At 43.0% G+C, this 19,963-nt stretch carries 10 protein-coding genes; all 10 read right to left on the bottom strand.

All coding sequences use genetic code 11. The features are described from left to right. Positions 1-42: 42 nt before the first annotated feature. Positions 43-2,544, bottom strand: coding sequence for a beta-galactosidase GalB (galB, locus tag R3O62_RS12645; RefSeq protein ID WP_032530390.1), 2,502 nt, complete (start codon positions 2,542-2,544; stop codon positions 43-45). Positions 2,545-2,557: 13 nt separating this feature from the next. Continuing rightward, complete coding sequence (locus R3O62_RS12640) at positions 2,558-4,807, bottom strand: GH92 family glycosyl hydrolase (RefSeq protein ID WP_234070506.1); 2,250 nt, start codon at positions 4,805-4,807, stop codon at positions 2,558-2,560. Between the two features lie 62 nt (positions 4,808-4,869). Next, positions 4,870-6,942 carry a family 20 glycosylhydrolase gene (locus R3O62_RS12635; protein WP_317472842.1) on the bottom strand — a complete coding sequence of 691 codons (2,073 nt, stop codon included), beginning with the start codon at positions 6,940-6,942 and terminating at the stop codon, positions 4,870-4,872. Positions 6,943-7,009: 67 nt separating this feature from the next. Beyond that, positions 7,010-8,224, bottom strand: coding sequence for a cyclically-permuted mutarotase family protein (locus R3O62_RS12630; RefSeq protein WP_234164731.1), 1,215 nt, complete (start codon positions 8,222-8,224; stop codon positions 7,010-7,012). 10 nt (positions 8,225-8,234) lie between these two features. Next, positions 8,235-10,559: a family 20 glycosylhydrolase gene (locus tag R3O62_RS12625; protein WP_005819544.1), complete on the bottom strand. Its 2,325-nt coding sequence runs from the start codon at positions 10,557-10,559 to the stop codon at positions 8,235-8,237. A gap of 19 nt (positions 10,560-10,578) precedes the next feature. After that, positions 10,579-13,149, bottom strand: coding sequence for a beta-mannosidase (locus tag R3O62_RS12620; protein ID WP_317472841.1), 2,571 nt, complete (start codon positions 13,147-13,149; stop codon positions 10,579-10,581). Positions 13,150-13,170: 21 nt separating this feature from the next. Beyond that, a complete protein-coding gene (locus R3O62_RS12615) occupies positions 13,171-15,243 on the bottom strand; it encodes a GDSL-type esterase/lipase family protein (RefSeq protein ID WP_032539446.1) in 2,073 nt (690 codons plus the stop codon). Beyond that, positions 15,240-15,902: an SGNH/GDSL hydrolase family protein gene (locus R3O62_RS12610; RefSeq protein WP_022012119.1), complete on the bottom strand. Its 663-nt coding sequence runs from the start codon at positions 15,900-15,902 to the stop codon at positions 15,240-15,242. The genes R3O62_RS12615 and R3O62_RS12610 overlap by 4 nt, the downstream gene beginning before the upstream one ends. Before the next feature lie 20 nt (positions 15,903-15,922). Next, positions 15,923-17,935 (bottom strand): family 20 glycosylhydrolase, encoded by a 2,013-nt coding sequence (locus tag R3O62_RS12605; protein ID WP_217736909.1) that lies wholly within the window; start codon positions 17,933-17,935, stop codon positions 15,923-15,925. Positions 17,936-17,967: 32 nt separating this feature from the next. Beyond that, positions 17,968-19,602: a sialidase family protein gene (locus R3O62_RS12600; RefSeq protein WP_005776517.1), complete on the bottom strand. Its 1,635-nt coding sequence runs from the start codon at positions 19,600-19,602 to the stop codon at positions 17,968-17,970. Between the last annotated feature and the right edge of the window lie 361 nt (positions 19,603-19,963).

Below are 19,963 nucleotides of genomic sequence, written 5' to 3'. Positions count from 1 at the left end.
GGTTGCCCGGATCCCCTCCTTTCTTATCTTTATCTGAACGGATTATTTACTCTCGATCACCAATGTACCTTTTTTCAGGCCCTTCGCGGCAGCCTCGAGTGTAATCTTTCCTGCTTTCTCGGTAGATTGCACAATAGCTGTCATCATGCCACTGAACACTTTCATCTTCGGAGTCTGGAATGACTCGAGTGAAGCCGGATTACCATTGGCTCCTGCGCGATAAGTACCTGCCCCTTTCACCTTGAAGCTGATTTCATTGTCGGCCAACGGGCAAAGATTACCATCTTTATCAACCACCTTAACCGTTACAAACGAGAGGTCCTTACCATTAGCATCGATCACACTGCGGTCTGCCACCAACTCAATATGATCGGGCTTGCCGGCAGTATGAATTTCTTTTTCCGCAACGGCCTTACCATCCTTGTCATAAGCGACTACTTTCACGGTACCCGGTTCATACTTCGTATCCATCCACATCAGACGATAACGCTGCTGACGTTTGAAATTAGCGACAGAAGCAGAATCACCACTATTATGTACTGTAACCGAAAGGTCTTTTGTGCGTTTACCCTGGCTCTTACCGTTGATAAACAGCTCGGCCGAAGGATAGTTGGTATATACAAATACAGGGGTCACTTCACCTTCACGTCCTTCCCAATTCCAGTGAGGCAGGATGTGCAAGGTTTCCGCATCTTTATTCCAGTGGCTGCGGTAGAGGTAATAACGGTCTTTCGGAAGTCCGGCAAGGTCGATAATCCCAAACAATGAAGAGTGACTGGGCCAATCAGTATAATACGGAGTAGGCTCACCTAAATAATCGAATCCGGTCCATACAAATTCACCAATGCAATAAGGCAGATCTTCATGCTGGATAAAATCATCTTCAGGAAGATTGGACCAACCACAGTGTTCTACATCATACGATGAAGACTGGTGGTCGTCATATTTCTGCATGGCACGACGTACCACCGGGAACTTGTAAACCCCACGTGAACTGACAGTAGAAGCAGTTTCGCTACCCAAAATAATCTGTTGCGGAAGTTTCTTGTAATTTTCCTGATATTTGTGAGGGCGGTAATTGAAACCGGCTACATCCATCACGGCAGCCATGTTGTTATTAACCACAGCATCAGGCGCATCCATACCCTGAGTAACGGGACGTGTAGGGTCTTCACGATGGCAGATGTCTTGCAGGAAACGTGAAAGCTTCGGTCCACGATCGCCGTTCCACTGATCCGGCACTTCATTACCGATACACCACATAACCACACTTGGATTGTTACGATACTGATGAATCAGATTCACCAGATCTTTTTCTGCCCATTCATCAAAAACTTTATGATAACCGTTCTGCACTTTGGCCGCTTTCCATTCATCGAATGATTCCGCCATAATCATCATACCCATCTCATCACAAGCCTTAATCAACTCAGGAGCGGGCATATTGTGTGAAGTACGGATGGCGTTACACCCCATATCCTTTAGGATACGGATCTGACGGCGAATACCGGCTTCATTGGCGATACCTCCCAACGGACCGAGGTCATGATGATTGCAAACACCCTTGAACATGGTTTTCTTTCCATTGAGGAAAAAGCCTTTGTTCGGAATGATCTCAATGGAACGGATACCGAACGGAGTAGTATATTCATCCTTCAAAGTGTTGCCTTCGTACACTTTTGAAACCGCATTGTAAAGGTTAGGAGTATCGGGAGTCCACAAAGCCGGAGCAGTAACAACAAAATCCTGTTCAAAAACATTGCCGTCGAACTGACTGCCCTGCTTTTCATTAGTTGCCACAACCTTACCATTCTTATCCTTCAATTCGGTGACAATACGGTATCCTTCAAATGTTTTGCCTGCAGGTATATCGAGTTTTGTCTTCAGATTGACCTTAGCAAATTCGTCCTTCACTACCGGAGTGGTCAACTGAGTACCCCAAGTAGGAATATGAGCGTCTTCATTCACTACCAGATGTACATTGCGATACAATCCCGCACCGGGGTACCAGCGTGAAGATTCGTTTTCGTTTTCAAGACGAACAGCCAGTGTATTCTTTTCACCCGGCTTCAAATAAGGGGTGGCATCCACATAAAAACTATTGTAACCGTAAGGCCAGTAACCGGCCTCTTGTCCGTTGATATAGACATGAGCATGGCTCATAGCACCATCAAAAACCAAAGTAGCCTTCTTACCTTTACTGAATGAAGGAGCCTCAAAATCGAGACGATACCATCCTACACCTACAAAAGGAAGCCCACCGGTACGTCCGGCATGCTCCATCGCCTCTTTTTGTCCATCTTGCGAAATAGCCACATTCTGCTTATCGTTATTAATGCTGAATGGCCCGTAAATAGCCCAATCATGGGGTACCGTTACCGACTGCCACTTTGCATCATCATAAGTGGAATTACTGAAGTCCTTACTGTCTTCACGGGTAAACTTCCACCCTTTTTCAAAGGTTTGTTCCGTACGGACCTGTGCACATACCAACAGTGGCACAGCGAGCATCGAAGCAAATGCAATTTTGATTTTCTTGTTCATGATTGATCTGTTTTTATTTTAATATAAATTCCATCGTTCCGGCATGTACCAACTCATCATGGCTGATACGATAGCCTGCATGTTTCTTTCCATTCAACTTCACCTCTTTGATCAAATCGGCATCATTTCCGGGACGTACTGCCGTAATAACCAATTCTTTTTCTTTGTAATACTTCGGGTCAAGCCGAATAGTCACTTTGTCGAAAGTAGGTGTAGTCAGCATATAATCGGGCATTCCCGGACAGTCGGGATAAAGGCCTATCATACTGAAAATGGCCCATGCCGACATAGTTCCGGTGTCATCATTACCGGGAATACCATTAGGCTGGTCAGTGAAATATTCAGCAAGCAGCCGTTTCACCTGTTTCTGAGTACGCCACTCTTCTCCCTTGAAGTAGCTGAACAAATAAGGATAGGCAATATCCGGTTCATTAGCCGGATCGTATAGCCCCTCATCAAAGACTTTCTGCAATTTATCCACAAACTTCTTCTTACCTCCCATCAGACGGGTTAAACCTGCAATGTCATGGGGAACATAAAAAGTGTAGTTCCAGGAATTGCCTTCATGAAAACCGGGACTGGGAGCAAAATTGGCACCCTCCATCGGGTCGAACGGAGAGTAAAATGTTCCATCGGGTAAAATAGGACGCAATGTACCAAATTCTTTGCTGTAATAATGTTTATAACCCAATGAACGGTCATAGAACAATTTTGCATCTTCTTTCTTTCCTAAAGCCTGAGCAAAACGAGACAAGGCATAATCGGCAATATAATATTCAAGTGCATGCGAAACAGAATTGTCATACTGCTCTGTCAAAGGTACATATCCTTTAGCAATGTAATCATCGATATCGGGACGCATCAGATTATCTTTACCCGGAGTCGTAGCGGACTTATACATGGCTTCATAAGCTGCCTGTACATCAAAGTCACGTAAGCCTTTCATCCAGGTATCTACGATAACAGGAATACTCGGATCACCCTCCATAGTAAGCGTTTCACGGCCGTAAAGTTCCCATTTGGGCAGCCAGCCGTGTTCTTTATACATATCGACCATCGTGCGAACCATATCCAGTTGGCGATCAGGGAAAAGCAGGGTCATCAGCTGATGTACATTACGATAGGTATCCCAAAGAGAAAACACGGTATAACGATTTCCCTTCGTTGTAAGGATCTCACTGCCTTCCATAGCCGGATATTGTCCGTTCACATCCTGCAAAATATTCGGATGGATCAGCAAGTGATACATAGCGGTATAGAATACTGTCTTCTGCTCTTTCGTGCCACCTTCAACGAGGATACGCGAGAGATCGTCCTCCCACATGGAACGTGCTTCGGCACGAATCTGATCAAATCCTTTACCAGCCTGTTCCTTATCCAGATTAAGACGGGCATTGGCTATGCTGACAAAGGACACTCCCATGCTTACCTCAATGGTTTCGCCTTCTTCGGTATCGAAAGTAAACCATGTACCAATGTCATCGCCACTCATCTCCTTGGTATAAGCAGTATACAATTTATTCTTGCCGGACGTATTGTCCCACTGGGCTTCTACTGTCATCGGACGCATCTTTTTCCAATAGCCACGGGCACGAGGGATTTTATTGATACGCATTACAAAATAAATGGGAAACACAGCTTGCGGATTGTAGCAAAAAGTACCCAGCAGTTTAGTCCCCTCTATCTCACGCTCATTGACAAAACGGACGGTAGCTCCCGTTTCATTAGTCAACCCTTCGCCAAGATTCAGCAAAATATTACTTTCTCCTTTAGGAAAAGTGAAACGAGTGATTCCGGTACGTAAAGTGGCCGAAACCTCATTCTTGATTCCGTATTTAGTCAGGATATTCGAGTAATAACCGGGCGTGGCCTTTTCGTCTTTATAAGCACTTCCGTACTGTAAATAATCGACGTTCAGCTTTCCGGTTGTAGGCATCAACAGTAAAGAGCCCAACTCCGGACATCCCACTCCACTCAGATTGACGTGTGAAAATCCGGTAAAATAAGCATTGGTATGTTCATAAGGAGTAGACCACCATTGGCTGTCTTTATCTATTTTATTACCAACGGACTTTCCTCCCATCACATTGAAAGGGACAACCGACATCATGCCTTGAGGACAGATGGCTCCGGGATTCGTTGTTCCGTAATTCGTTGTTCCGATAAACGGGTTCACATAATCCACCGGACTCTCTTGCGCAGAAGCTACTGCTATGGACAGCCAAACGGCTGCAAGTGATACTAAATAAGGTAGTTTCTTCATTCTTTCAATACTCTATATTTATCTAATTTATACGTTCGGTTTTACCGGACCTGCGGAAAGAGTTACTTTACAACGATTTCGTCTGTAAACACCCATCCCCCGAATTCCTCTCCGGCACGAGCCTGGTAACGGACATAACGTCCTTTAGCATTTCCGTTCCATGCATAGTTCTTAAATACTACAGCATCCGATTTAACCACTTCATGCGTCTGACGGCTCAGCTCAGTGAAGTTTTCTCCATCTTCCGAGACAGAAATTATCACTTCGACAGGTAGAAATACTTCAGGACCCACTACCTGCATAAAATCAGCACCAATCAAATGCAGATCTGTCGATTCTCCCATATCGATAGTTACGTCCAAACGATCGCGGGAAATAAATCCCTGCCATGCCCCGTCGCTATAGGTCCAACTCCCACGGATTCCATCAGTCAGGGTTTTATCACCTTGTGCCGGATAAGACGAATTGTAGGGAGCATTATATTTTACGGTCTTGCCCAATGCAAGATGCTGAATCGGTTGCGCTGCTTCCGGCCGATTGCCGATCTCCTTTTTCAAATCGAACGGATGATATCCTTTGGATTGTAAATATCCTACAGCCTTTAAAGCACGGGGACGAAAATCGGTCCATGATTTCCGTTCAGGTGCAGACCACGCGACCTCTGCCAGCGCAAGAATACGAGGGTAAATCATGTATTCACAATGCTCGTCAGTCTGAATATATTCTGCCCAAAGATTGGCTTGAACACCATAAATCAATTTTGCTTCATCGGGTGTAAGCGAAGCGGGAATCGGATTGTAAGAGTATACTTTTTCCAATGGCAGATATCCTCCGATGGCTTCGGGCTGAGAATAAGGAGCATCCTGATAACTATCTATATAACAGTGCGAACCGGGAGTCATTATTGCCTGATGACCCGATTTTACGGCAGCAATTCCACCTTGTTCACCACGCCATGACATTACAGTGGCATTAGGTGCCAATCCACCTTGCAGAATTTCATCCCATCCCAGTAACTTGCGGCCATGGGCATTGAGGAATACCTCCACACGATGAATCAGATAACTCTGTAACTCATCTACATTATCCAGTTGCTCATCCTTCATGCGTTTTTGGCATTTAGGGCAGGTTTTCCAAGCAGCTTTTCCGGCCTCATCACCTCCAACATGAATGTATTGGGAAGGGAAAAGCTCCATAACTTCCGTCAACACATCTTCAAGAAAAGTAAAAGTTTTCTCATTTCCTACACAAAAATCGGCATTCTTATAAGGTTCACCTGAACAAGACAGTTCCGGATAGGCAGTCAGAACCTCTTCCGAATGGGCAGGCATCTCTATCTCAGGAATAATAGTAATATGACGTTCACGGGCATAATTGACCAATTCACGAATATCATCCTGCGTATAATAACCTCCGGAAGCACCGGGAGCATCAAAACGACAATATTTCCGCCCACCTTCATTCCACCATCTTTTCCAGTTGGCTTCCGGACGCCAGGCAGCAAGTTCCGTCAATAAAGGATATTTCTTAATCTCGATACGCCAACCGGCAGCATCGGTAAGATGCAAATGCAGGCGATTAAGTTTATAATAAGCCAATGCATCTATCTGCTTTTTCACAAACTCTTTAGAACGAAAATGGCGGGAAACGTCAAGCATCAGCCCACGGTATTCGAAACGTGGCGAATCCTGAATCGTCGTAGCCTGAACTGACCAGGCACCCTCCATTGCAGGTTGAGCCATTTGCAAAAGAGTCTGAACACCATAGAATAATCCGGCACCGGAAGTAGCCTGCACTGTTATTTTATGCGGAGTTACCTCCAGTGTATAGCTCTCGGGAGAAGATAACTGAGGATTAGCCTTCGTTATCATAAGAGAGACCACGTTATCTTTCGTTTGCTTTTTACCGTTTTTGAAATGGATAGGTAATGTCTCCAGATAATCCATCAACATTTTCTTCTCTTCACCTTTCAGGTTGGTATACAGCTTAGTGTCACCGGTAAATAGAAAAGTACCGCTACCTTGCTCCATCCGGAGAGGAATAGGAATGACAGACTGCGCTTTCACACCAGCTGTTGCTATCATCAAACCGGCTGCAAGCAAGAAAGTACAAATTTTCATTGTAGGTTTTATCATGATATGATTGGTTTTAGTTTTTTGTTTTCAATGTACAAATATAAGTAAAATGTCAGATTATCTGCAATCAGTCAATCATTATCTTAACTATTTCCGGGGTACGGATTCCCGGCTTCAGCTCACCATTGATATTAAAGAAGGTCTGTCCCTGCCCTGTCAATGCAGCACCGGCACGGGCAACATCTTCACTCCGAACAGCCTCTTCCCACTTATCCCGACGTGTATTATAAATCAAAATCCGGTCATTAAAACGATACCATCCTGCCGGATGCAACATATACTTTTTTGCTTCCAACTTCAGACTGTCTACAACAGTTTGCTTGCCATTGGCCACGGCTGTCTTCATCATTTCCTCGCGCTGAAGAGCAGAAAAGAAAATATCTTTGTTGACTCCACCGGTACAAAGTATCAAACTGTCCGTCAGCGCTATACCGGCTCCACCACCCAAAGCGACAAGCACAGAATCATTGCCAACCGGAACAGATACCGACTGCCATTGTTGCAAAGATGGAGAATAGCAATATCCGTCAGTAGAAAGGCTTGCAGACCGTCCATCGGATGCACCGGCAAAACCTCCCCATAAATATAGAAGGGTTTCCCCCTCTTTACGTTGTCCTACACATACCGGTTGTACACGGGGAGAACCCGGAAAATCGGGAAGCCTCTGCCATCCGGTCTCCGGGCTACTCAGACTGAGGCAATAAAGTGCATTCGAAGGTTTACCATCCACATTGCCTCCGGCTACGAAAAGTGTATAATCCACTACTGAACCGCTCATATTATCCATTGTACAAGGTAAAGAAGGTAGTGTATCTACAATCACAGTCTGTTTATCGTCAGTCAAAGAAAGGCGGTAAACAGCAGATAAGGATCCATTTTCGTTCGATCCACCCACACAAACTACCCCTTGAGGAGTCGAAACCGAAACTCCATAAGCAGCAGCAACAGGCAGCTGACCGACCTGTCTCCATATGAAAACTGAGTCTGCAGAAGCGTCAGCGGCATAAATACTTTGGTAGAATTTCTTCTTTCCTCCTTCGGCTGCCGGCATTTCCGGAAAATTACATCCGCCGGCAATCAATAACTCTCCCTGATAGATGCCGGCATAACATGCCGATACACCCAAAGAAAAACCGGGTTCTCCTTCGGGGAATCCGGTCATTTTCTGCACGCTAATCCCTTCTTCATTAGGCGCAACTTGCCGGGAGCTGCACGAAGCAACCATCCCGGCAAGTAAACATCCAATGATAGAAAGAAAACGAATCGTTTTAGTTTCTGTCATTTCTATTTTTTCAATTCAACGTAATTTCATCTACAAATAAGAAGCCCGGATTACCTTTACCACCATGCCATGCCGGAATGGAGTGTTCCGACGTTGCAACCACTTTCACATAACGGGTTTTCACCGGATCAAAAGTCAATTTGTGCTCATAAAGCCCATTGCGATCTGTCTCTTTCATCTCGGGATATGCTTCAGAAGCAACTTTAGTAAAAGTCTTATCATCATCTGAAACCTCAATTGAGAAAGAACGTGCATCGAATACCCAGTCACCCTTCTCAACACAAGTTGTAATAGCCACACTTGAAATTTCGGTAGGTTGCTGCAAGTCAATTGTTACATCCATATCATTCTTATAGAATGCGATCCAACGGCCGGTTTTGTAGTTACCATTTCCTTTCAGTCCGTCTACTAATGTAGAAACACCACCAAACTCATATTGCTTGTTTACAGGCTGATTAGCTTTAATAGGCTTTGAAGTAGATTTACTGAAAGCAATCTTTTCAGTCAGCATTTTGCTGTTTCCGGTAGGACGAACAGCAACCGCCTTTAAAGTACAACTTTCCTTAATCGTAAGAATACTGTCACATACGGGAGAAGCTGCCGTAGGCTCAGTTCCATCTAATGTATAATGGATGGGAGCACCGTCAATAGTAGTCATCACTACATCTACTGCTCCTGTGGCCGAATTAGCAACAAACTCGGATTTCACATCAAATACATGTTTGGCATAATTATATCCTTCAGCTTCATATATATTAATCAATTGTGGCAAACGGGTCAGGAAGTTTTCATAATTCTTCTTTTCAGGATTAGACCATTGCACCTCTGCTAAAGCAGCCCAACGCGGCAACACCATATACTGAGCCTGAGAGAAAGTAGGAATGTATTCCGTCCAAAGATTAGCTTGTACACCAATAATATATTTTTGCTCTTCCGGAGTCAATGAAGAGGGCATTGGCTCATAACTATACACTCTCTCCAAAGGTAAATAACCACCAATAGCCAAAGGTTCATTCTCAGTATCTTTGGTCTGATAGTAGTCAAAGTATAGATAAGTGTTCGGAGTCATGATAACATCATGTTTCTGCTTGGCAGCCTCGATACCGCCACCTTCACCACGCCATGACATCACGGTTGCATTCGGAGCGAGTCCACCTTCCAAAATTTCATCCCAGCCGATAATCTGACGTCCGTGCTCGTTCAGGAATTTTTCTGCATGGTTGATAACAAAACTCTGCAAATACTCTTCTTTTGAATGCTTAGCATCACTCTTGATTCCCAAAGCTTTGATACGAGCCTGACACTTCGGACATTTCGCCCATTCACTCTTCGGACATTCATCACCACCAACATGAATATATTCAGATGGGAAGATATCCATAACTTCTGTCAGTACATCATCGATAAAGGTCAGTACGCTGTCGTTACCTGCACACAATACCTGATCGGATACTCCCCATATCTTCCAAACTTCATACGGACCACCGGTACATCCCAAATGGGGATAAGCAGCCAATGCTCCCTGCATATGTCCCGGAAGGTCAATTTCCGGAATAACAGTGATATAACGATCGGCAGCATAAGCTACGATTTCTTTTGCTTCTTCCTGAGTATAGAAACCACCATAAGGTTTTCCATCATATTCTCCTGAATTACGTCCGATTACAGTTTCCGATCTCTTTGAACCGATTTCTGTCAACTTAGGATATTTCTTGATCTCAAGTCTCCAACCCTGGTCCTCTGTCAAATGCCAATGCAAACGGTTCATGTTATGCAAAGCCATCATATCGATATATGTCTTTACTTCATCTACTGTGAAGAAATGACGTCCCACATCAAAATGGGCACCACGATAGCTGAAACGAGGATAGTCGTTGATTTCTACAGCCGGCAATGAAGGAGTTGTACCAATGGCAACCGGAATAGACTTGCGTAACGTCTGGATACCATAGAATACACCGGCTTCAGTGGGAGCAGCAATGGTTACACCATCTGCATTCACACTCAACTGATAAGCTTCAGGGTTCTCTGATTCCATACCCAATTTAAGCAGAATAGCACCTTTACCTTCAGTTCCAGCTTCAACTGCATAATCCTTACCTGTAGCTTTCTTCAGATAATTCGCCAGAAATTGGGCATTACGTTGCATCTTCTCATTTCCTTCCGGATAGATGATTTTCACACTACCATTCAATGTAAATGGTTGGCTTTGAGCAGTAGTAATTTCCTGAGGTAAAGGAATTACCTGGTAATTAGCTGTAGTCTCTTTGTCGTTACACGAAGAAATAAATCCCGTGAGCGCCAGTAAACCGGCAATTTTAAAAAGATTTCTCATACAAATTATTTAATAGGTGTTAGTTATAGGTATCTCGTACATGTTTCACTGTAATATTTTGCTGTTCTCCTTTCTTAATATCCGGAGACGTAATCGTTATCTTCTTGTTTTCCCCCGGCAACAGATCAAAGAAATTATCACTGAAACGGGCGCCCTGAACAGGAATCTGGATAAATACATCTTTAGCCAGCTTAGAAGACGATAAGGTCACTTCACACTTACCATCGGATTGCTTTACTTTCATAGAAACATTTGTTTGGGGCAACTCCAAATCCTTAGTCTTATTAAAGAAATAAACCTCTTCAGCTATTTTCTTACCGGTTTTATCTTTCAAAGCAAGTAGTAAGAAACTGTTTTTACGATGTTCCGATGTCACCCACTCACTCAACGGTTTACGAAAGATGCAAGAAGAAACATTCGCCGGAACCTCGACTGCCCTGACAACTTCCTTATCTAATGTCTTGCCATTAAAGTCAATCACTTTCATTTCAAGTGTAAGTTGACTCTGTTTCTCCAACAAATCAGATATCAGATAAACACTCAAACTATCACCTTCTTGCATCGCATTGACCAGCAGTGGTGCAAAAGCTCGCTTTGCCTGATAGTGCAATGCCTTCCAATTGCCATAATAGTCTATACTTGACCAGGAAACGACAGGCCAACTATCATTAAGCTGCCAGTACAATGTCCCCATACAATAAGGCCGGTTGCGACGATGTGCTTCCATGCCATGGCGCATACCATGCCCCTGAAGTACAAGTCCGATATATACAAAGTCTTCAAACTTCTCAGGAACAACATAATCACGCTCCATATAAGTTCGTATCAAATCGTTACCGATACTGCTTTTCTGGTGTCCGTTCATTACCTCCGATTCAATCTGATAATCTTTCGGAGACGCAAAAGTAGCAATCGTCTTCATTTCAGGGAACGACTGGAAACCGAATTCGCTCATGAAACGAGGCAAATCGGTATCTAATGACTCAAAAGGCTTTTTGCCATACCACACACCCCAGTTATGACTATCGCCAGTGCCCCAGGACTCCGGACGTCCCCAATTTGCGAAATAGGGAGAAGTATGTTTGTAGAAACGCCCTTCATCAAGTTCTTTCACCTTTGCAGGCAGCAATCCCCGGAATAACTTATCATATCCCCGGAACATGTTTTCATATACTTCCGGAGTATAATTCTTTTGCCATCCCCAGTATTTTAATCCTTCCAGAATTTCATTATTCCCACACCACATGGCGAGTGAAGCGTGGTTTCGCAGACGTTTGATATTATATTCCGCCTCCTCTTCCACTCGCTTCAAGAAAGTAGGGTCACTTGGATAGGAAGTACATGCAAACATAAAATCCTGCCAGACAAGAATACCAGTTTCATCTGCCAGATCATAGAAGCGATCGTCTTCATAAGTTCCCCCACCCCATATACGAACCATATTCATATTAGCCTCTTTCATATCCTGAAACAGAGTCCTATAACGTTCGGTAGTTATATTGGGGAGCAACGCATCATCAGGAATATAGTTTGCTCCTTTTGCGAACATCGGGATGCCATTCACCTCAAAATAAAAAGATTCTCCATCTTTGTCTTTTTCGTTCACTACGCGTATCGTACGAAGGCCGATTCGATGCTGTCGTGCGGCGACCGTTTTGCCATCACACACCACCTGCACTGAGAAATCATATAAATGAGGTTTCCCCCACCCATTGGGCATCCAACGCACGGGGTTCTGAATATCCAATGGAATTTGGACTTGATTAAAACCCGGTTTTAATGTTACATTTTCCTTTACCATCACTTCCTCTCCTCCTTCCAATGAATAAGAGATCAAGACCTCAGCAGGCTTTTCTTTCTCAGAAATACTATTAATTTCCAATTCATTAGAGAGTTTTGCAACCTGATCTGTCAGACTAAGCTGCTTCACATGAAAATCTGCAATAGTAGCAACATCATAAAAACGAAGAGTAACAGGACGCCAGATACCGCTTGTAACCATACGGATTCCCCAATCCCATCCATAACTATAAGGAGCTTTCCTGGTAAATACACTAAGACGTTTTTCGTGGTGATCATTATCTGCCGGATAATTAAATCCATTGGAGGACCACTGTGGAAGGGTTTGTTTTATCGGAGAATGAAAATAAACATGCAGCAGATTCTCCCCTTTACGTAATACTTGTTTTACGGGAACTACATAGCCCACAAACATATTATCTGATTTCAGAATCAGAGAACCATTCAAATAAACATCCGCATAAGTATCCAGTCCCTCAAAGGAAAGCTGGGCGGCATCTCTCTTCAACTGCTCTTCTGTAACGACAAAACTGGTTTTATATTCCCAATCCTCATTTTCCACCCACTGAATCTTCTTTTCATTGGTACCATAGAACGGATCGGGTAGCAATTTATGATGAATCAAATCCTGATGAACAGTGCCCGGGACAGTAGCTGGTAGCCATTTTTCTGCCCCCACCTGTGAGAATGACCAATCGTCATTCAACATTAACACATCCGAAGTGTCCCTGTTTTGCCCATAAGCTAAACCGCAACAACATACAAGTCCATACAATAATTTTTTCATCATAAACTGCTCTCTTTTTCAAGTTTATCTTCCCCAGTCCGTACGGAACGTAGATGCCGGTAAACCATCACCATTGACCAGATTGGCCCGGGTGAAAGGCTGCCAGCCGTAACGTACACGAAGAGGATTCTTCACTTCTTTACTATATACTTTTATTTGATTTCCTACAACTTCGGCTGTAGCCGGATAATAAACATCCTCTGTTTCAGCCACTTCGAATGTCCGTAACGGTTTCCCATCCGATGAATGCATACCTTCAGCACAATCAAATGACACGTAAGCAGCACCATCACGGAACTCTACATTGCGGAACATCGGCCCCGAAGGCGTTACATTCTTCTTTCCATAAGTCTGATTCAAAGCCCAATGTGCCAAACGCTCCCCAACCGGCTGTTTGTGCTTGGGGTGTACATCAAGCGAATCACCCAGGTCACTCGATACTGCCATACCTGTATTAGGAATCTCATACATCATTCTGCGCTGGCTATCACGGAACCATGGCCATGACGGACGATTGATGCTTGACAACTGCACATAATAAAATGGCAAATCTTTATTTTCCCAGTTTTTACGCCAACTTTCAACCAATAGTTTAAACAATTTCTCGTGTGCCTCACGATTATGTGCATTCGATTCACCCTGATACCAAATAATACCTTTAATAGGATATTGTTCTAAAGGACGGATACCGGCCTCATACAGGTAACAAGGTTCATAAGGATGACGTTGCTGTTTGCTATCCGCCTTTTTCACATTAAGGGCGGCACGACCGCGTACCCAGTCTTGGATAAAGTCATTTTGAGTCCAATTACGTAATATAGCCGGAAATTTATATTCCAATGTATTACGGTCTACCCATGCTTCGGTAGGCGAACCGCCGATTGCGTTACAAATCAATCCGACAGGTACCTTTAGACTGTCCTGCAGCATTTTACCAAAATAGTAAGCTACCGCAGAAAAAGAACCGGCAGTAGCAGGCGAACAAACTGTCCATTCGGTATCTTTATAATATTGCAGATGATTTAATGAATCCAATACGGACTCATCCCATTCCACAGCATCTGTACGCCAGCGCGCCTTCATATCGAACAAACGAATCTGATCATTGGCGGCTTGCGGAATATCCCTTTTAGCAGTTTTACTCCAACCAAGATAGAACTCCATGTTCGATTGTCCGGAACAAAGCCATACCTCTCCGGCTAATACATTATTGAAAGCTTGTTTCTGCTTTCCGGCAGAAACAGTCAAAGTATATGGGCCTCCAGCCTTCAAAGGCTGGAGAGTGATCGCCCAATCACCATTGGAAGCAGTTTTCACAGACTGTTTCTGTTTAGCTATTGCTACAGTCACTTTTTCTCCTGCGTTTGCTTTGCCACGGATAGTCAGAGGCTGCCCATGTTGAAGCACCATATTGTCAGTATACAGTTCAGATAAGTGTAATCCACCGAAATCTCCCGTAATCGCAGAATATACCGTTTTCGCAAGAATGCCGGCACCCTCTACATTAGGATGTACAGCATCCGGAAGAAGATACGGATACGGATAAAGCGGCGCATGGAAATCTATCAACTGAACCCCGGCATATTTAGCTATTGTCTCGATACTTTGCTGAATTTCTCCATGCCAATCACGGGTACCCGACTCAAAACGAGGATGACGATCGGCAATCGGTGTCAGTCGGGCAATAATAATATGACATTTAGGATTAACAACACGGAAAGAATCAATCAATGCCAGATAATCTTTCACGAAATGATCACGATAGTTCGGCCAGTCACGAGGATCCGTATCATTGATTCCCAAGTGAATAACAACAATATCACCGGCAAATGCAAGCGCTTTTTTAAATTCTTCCTGCTGCATGTAAGGGCGGTGTCCTTTATTTAATAAAGTAGCCCCTGATTTTCCGAAATTTCCAACTTCATAAGTATCGCCCAAAAGTTGCTGCAACTGTGAAGGATAAGAATCCGTTGCCGGATTTGGAAGAGTATACCCATACGTAATACTATTCCCCACGCAAGCAACTTTTATCCGCTTCTGTGCGGACAAAACTGCGCAAATCATCAAAAATAGAGATAAGAATAGTATCTTTTTCATTTCTTGTTTATATAAGGTTTAACAATATCCACCCATTTAAGGTAGCCTTTACCCAGTAAGTGTAAACCATCATTTGTATACTCAATATTCATCTTGCCGGTCTTCTCATCAACAAAATGAGAATAGAGATCAATATAGGTCACGTGTTCTCTGTCAGCCAGCCGAAGCAGCCCTTCATTAATCTTTTTCACCTCTTGCCAACGTGACGTATGTCCGCCAAACATCTTATAATGATCGGTTACCGGAAGTACACTTTGCAAATATAGCTTTGTTTTTGGAGATTCTTGTTTAATTTTTTGAGTAATCATACCAATACGATGAACAATTGTATCCGCAGAGGTGCCCCGGCTTACATCATTTATACCGATCAACAAGAATATTTTAGCGGGTTTTCCTTTTAAAATCGCATCCAGCCGATCATAAACACCCATACAGATATCACCACTGATTCCCCGGTTTTTGACATGCTTATTATTCAATAATTCACTCCATTCTCCCCCGTTAGTAATACTATTACCCAGAAAAATGATATCTTTTGAAGTCACAGGCAGCTCCTCAAACAGAGTTGCACGTTGATAATAGAACGTAGAATATTTGCGTTCCTGTGCGTTGCCCGCCATTGAGGCGAGCAACAACATCATTAATAAAATTTTCTTCATTCGTTTTTATTTTTTCTCGATCACTTCGTTTTGTCGGGCGAATAGATAAGTCCGTCCACTGCATTTTCTCCGTCAGGAGTTACAAAAACTGTAGTAAACATCCACTTCACCAACCGCACCTCGGGCATATTGAATTTGCCAACCGGCAATTTCAGGAAAACTTTATTCCAGCCTTTATTCAGATGTACGGCGATAGGCGGACGTGCCACACAATTTTCATTTCCCAACGCTATTTCATTACTCTTTGTACGATGAGTAGCTGTCCATACAGGTGGCTGTATTTCTTCATTATTGATCCAGATACGGCTGCCTTTATAGTCCCATTTACCTTGTAACGGAGCCAAGTCCATTTCCGAACGACCATAATTCTGAAATTCAGCCCATAGCCCTACTTCCTGATCTTTTGGAGAGTAAACCCATGTATAGGCATAAGCCGTATGATTCTCTTGCGGATCTTTATAGAAAGTAGGTACCATTTTCCCCCATACATGACGAAGATAGATACCCGCACCAATGGCAGGGTGTACCCCATACTCTTTTCCTTCATATAAATAAGAATCCTTCAATTCCTGTTCCGGAGGAAAGACTTTATTCAAATCTCCACCATTAGGAAATGCATCAGTAATATTCCATTTTACATTCGTCTGTTTTACATAGGCGAACGGATATCCCTTAAATGTATGCTCTTTATGCCAAAGCATACGATTCTCAAAATCAGCAAATTCTTTAAACTCCGGAGAGTCTTCAGAAGGTAAGATAGTACCATTCTTATCAAAATATTCTGTACCTCCGCCTTTCCATGCACGTTCAGCAATAGCCAGCATATTAGGATAGAAATTATTCTCAAGTATAATATTGCGTTCGTTAGCTACGTAACGGTCATTCCAGATGGCAAGAATTGTCCCTGCAATATCGTCACTTCCTTGCTCAACATTATAAATACGGCTGTTATACAATGCAATGATATCGCCAAAAGTATCAAAATGATTGAGATAATGAAACTTAGAATCAATTGCGGGAATACCTTTTTGGGCTTTTCCACGATAACTCCACAAATGCGTCATATCAATTTCGCCAGGTTTATAATGCCATCCCGGATTCCACGAAATTACTTTCTTTCCTTTGGCACGGACATATTCGACCATTTCCGGAACGAACTTTAGATTGGTAAACCGAACTTCATCCGTACCAATATGAAGATAAGGTACATCAAAAGTCTCGCAAACTTCATCTACCAGCAATTTAAGAATTTTCATTCCTTCCGGGCTCTGCATATCATGACGGAATGTACGGACAAAAGCCTCACTATGCCCCGGCATATCAAATTCCGGGATTAAAAGTATATTATGCGCTTTACAAAAAGCGACTAAATCTTTCGCTTCTTCCAATGTATAGTATTTACCCGGCATACGAGTCGTATTCACACTGTCATTCAGCATCGGAAAAATTTTACTTTCCAGCCTCCACGATTGATTTTCAGTCAGGTGCCAATGAAAGACATTAATTTTAAAACGTGAAAGAACAGCAATTTCACGTTTCAATTCTTCAATCGACATATACGTACGCCCTACATCCTGCATAAAGCCACGTATTCGGAAAGCAGGCCAGTCAACAATTGAACAACCGTTGAATGTTGCCTTTTTCTTTCGCACATCCTGTAACTGGGCCAAAGTTTGCATAGCCCAATATACACCATGCTCCGTCACAGCCTCAACCGTAACTTTACCATTATTTACCACCAGGCGATAAGCTTCGTCTGCGTTCAAAGGTACCTCTTCTAATGAAGGTACCAGTTTCACTTCAATACTTGCACGAGCTTTGTCATCAATGACTCCACCCCTATCGACAACAAAAGCTTCCCACTCTTGCCGAAGCACCGGAGTAGAAAGCTTTGTTCTGCCCAGTACAAAACTGGAACTTAAAGGAGTAAACTTTTGCGGCTCCGGAAGCAGGTGATATTCACCTGCCCGGACCGTAGAAATTGTGCATAAGTAAATAATGAAACTGATTAAGAAAATTTGTTTATTTCTCATCGGTGTTTATTTAGTTTATGGGGGAAAATTTCTCATTTAATAATGTCTTTCAACTTCACTGCCTGGAATGTCATATGTGCCACACTGCTTTCATAAAGAATACCAACCGTTTCTTTATCAATCATAGTAAGACAAGAATAACCCCAGTTATTGCCTTCATCCAATAAAAGTTGGTGTTCGGGTGACCAAGTCACACCACCATCCAGACTGATTTTAATAGTAGTATTATAACGTCCTTTCGTCGTATTAGGATTAGAGAATATCAATAAATCCTTGCCCAAAACATTATCTTTGGCTTTCACGCTTATCAAACTAGCCATGCAAACCGATTCCGGCAATGCCTTGCGAGAAGATTCATGTTCTGTCCATGTTTTACCCAAGTCTTTTGTAATAGCCACAGCACGACTTCCACCACGATTATCACGCATATTCAACATCAATACTCCGGGCTCGACCTCGGCAACCTGAGCCTCTGTAGTATTCGTGCGTGCATAATTGTGCATTTTCCAGTTTTTACCACCATCTTTGCTATACATGATACCTGCATTGGGTACACGTGTCGAATCAATAAACTGAGTAGGGAATACCAAAGTACCGTCACTCATAGTGATGCCCCGACCCGGACCTTGCAACAGAAAATACCAAGACGGATCTTTTACCTGTTCTGTGATATTAATAGGTGCAGACCACGTTTTACCGTCATCCGTACTTTTGGCAAGAACAAGTTGCGCAGTATGATTCATATCCATACCCGGATGTGAACTCCACCATGCACGTTGGTTACCCATACCATGTGTCCAGGCAGCAACCACCCAAACATTATTTGTTTTTGTATCAACAAGGATAGAAGGGTCTCCTACTCCATTCTGACCGGCAGGCAGACCACCGAACTCCCCAAATGCCAAAGGCAAACGCATTTTCTCCCAGGTTTTTCCACCATCTGTACTGCGGCTTAAACCAACATCAACATGCTCTTGCAAGTCCACGCTACTATTATACCGTACATCATAAACTCCCAGCAGTGTACCTTTATTAGTAGTCACCAATCCCGGGATACGGAATGCGGCAGAATTATCATCTCCGGCATGACGTACTCCTACCCCCATGCGGTGTTCAATTCCTTCTTGCGAAACAACATCCAACAGAGCCTTCTTACCATCCAGAGTGACCGAAGCAATATCGGCAGTCACCTTACTGGTAAGGGATGTACCCGGCTTCATTTGCAGGCTAATCCAGAAATAGTTGATTCCCGGAAACAGTTTTTGGTTCCCTTTCAAAACAACTTGATTGCCAGGATTACTCACCTCCGATTTTTTTATTGAATAAGAAGGATTGGCGGCAAGCGTTTTTCCCGGAGTGTTACTGGAGATGTATCCCACAGGAGCAAAACGTTTCTTATCTCTGTCCTGCAATGCTTCTGTACCACCATAATAAAGTTTTATAGACTGAATTTCAGACAGATCCACTCCTTTACCAAAATTCAACACTACATCATTAAGAGTCTGGCTCTCTTTAGCATCCAAACGAAGATAGAACAAGACATTATCTTGTCTCTCTATCAAAATAGGAATACGGGTCTCACGAACAAAAATTGTATCTGCGGCTCGAACTACCGGTATAGCACACAGAAAACAGAAAAGCGAAAATAGAATTACAGCTTTTTTCATGGTATCGACTAATTAATATTTATGTTATCGGGAGCAAAGATAGTATTTTTTATTATACAACAGCTATATTAATTAAATATTTTATTATATACCAGCTAATTAATAAATAGCACGCAAGCTAAGGGATTGTTTTTAATTCTATTTGCCATAAAAGCCTGTCTAAATTTCCTTCGTCTGTTTTTTCACAGAATACAGATACTCCCAAAAGGATAGAAAGAGACTAAGAAATCAATTATAAAACGACAAATTCCTCTGTTCAAAGTGCTAAAGGACCGAAAACAAACGTATCTAAAATGGTAATTAAACTTCATCCTGGCTACCAGGATGAACTTGGCTTGTACGAAGAAAACATTTCTCTAAA

The sequence above is a fragment of the Bacteroides hominis genome (assembly GCF_033042785.2).
In the GTDB taxonomy this organism is placed as follows: domain Bacteria; phylum Bacteroidota; class Bacteroidia; order Bacteroidales; family Bacteroidaceae; genus Bacteroides; species Bacteroides hominis.
The sequence above is the reverse complement of the archived record's forward strand: the minus strand, read 5'-3'. Positions and strand labels throughout refer to the sequence as shown.

Excerpts from the sequence above, each read along its gene's own strand:
- galB (WP_032530390.1), bottom strand. The coding sequence starts at position 2,544 with ATGAACAAGAAAATCAAAATTGCATTTGCTTCGATGCTCGCTGTGCCA.
- R3O62_RS12640 (WP_234070506.1), bottom strand. The coding sequence starts at position 4,807 with ATGAAGAAACTACCTTATTTAGTATCACTTGCAGCCGTTTGGCTGTCC.
- R3O62_RS12635 (WP_317472842.1), bottom strand. The coding sequence starts at position 6,942 with ATGATAAAACCTACAATGAAAATTTGTACTTTCTTGCTTGCAGCCGGT.
- R3O62_RS12630 (WP_234164731.1), bottom strand. The coding sequence starts at position 8,224 with ATGACAGAAACTAAAACGATTCGTTTTCTTTCTATCATTGGATGTTTA.
- R3O62_RS12625 (WP_005819544.1), bottom strand. The coding sequence starts at position 10,559 with ATGAGAAATCTTTTTAAAATTGCCGGTTTACTGGCGCTCACGGGATTT.
- R3O62_RS12620 (WP_317472841.1), bottom strand. The coding sequence starts at position 13,149 with ATGATGAAAAAATTATTGTATGGACTTGTATGTTGTTGCGGTTTAGCT.
- R3O62_RS12615 (WP_032539446.1), bottom strand. The coding sequence starts at position 15,243 with ATGAAAAAGATACTATTCTTATCTCTATTTTTGATGATTTGCGCAGTT.
- R3O62_RS12610 (WP_022012119.1), bottom strand. The coding sequence starts at position 15,902 with ATGAAGAAAATTTTATTAATGATGTTGTTGCTCGCCTCAATGGCGGGC.
- R3O62_RS12605 (WP_217736909.1), bottom strand. The coding sequence starts at position 17,935 with ATGAGAAATAAACAAATTTTCTTAATCAGTTTCATTATTTACTTATGC.
- R3O62_RS12600 (WP_005776517.1), bottom strand. The coding sequence starts at position 19,602 with ATGAAAAAAGCTGTAATTCTATTTTCGCTTTTCTGTTTTCTGTGTGCT.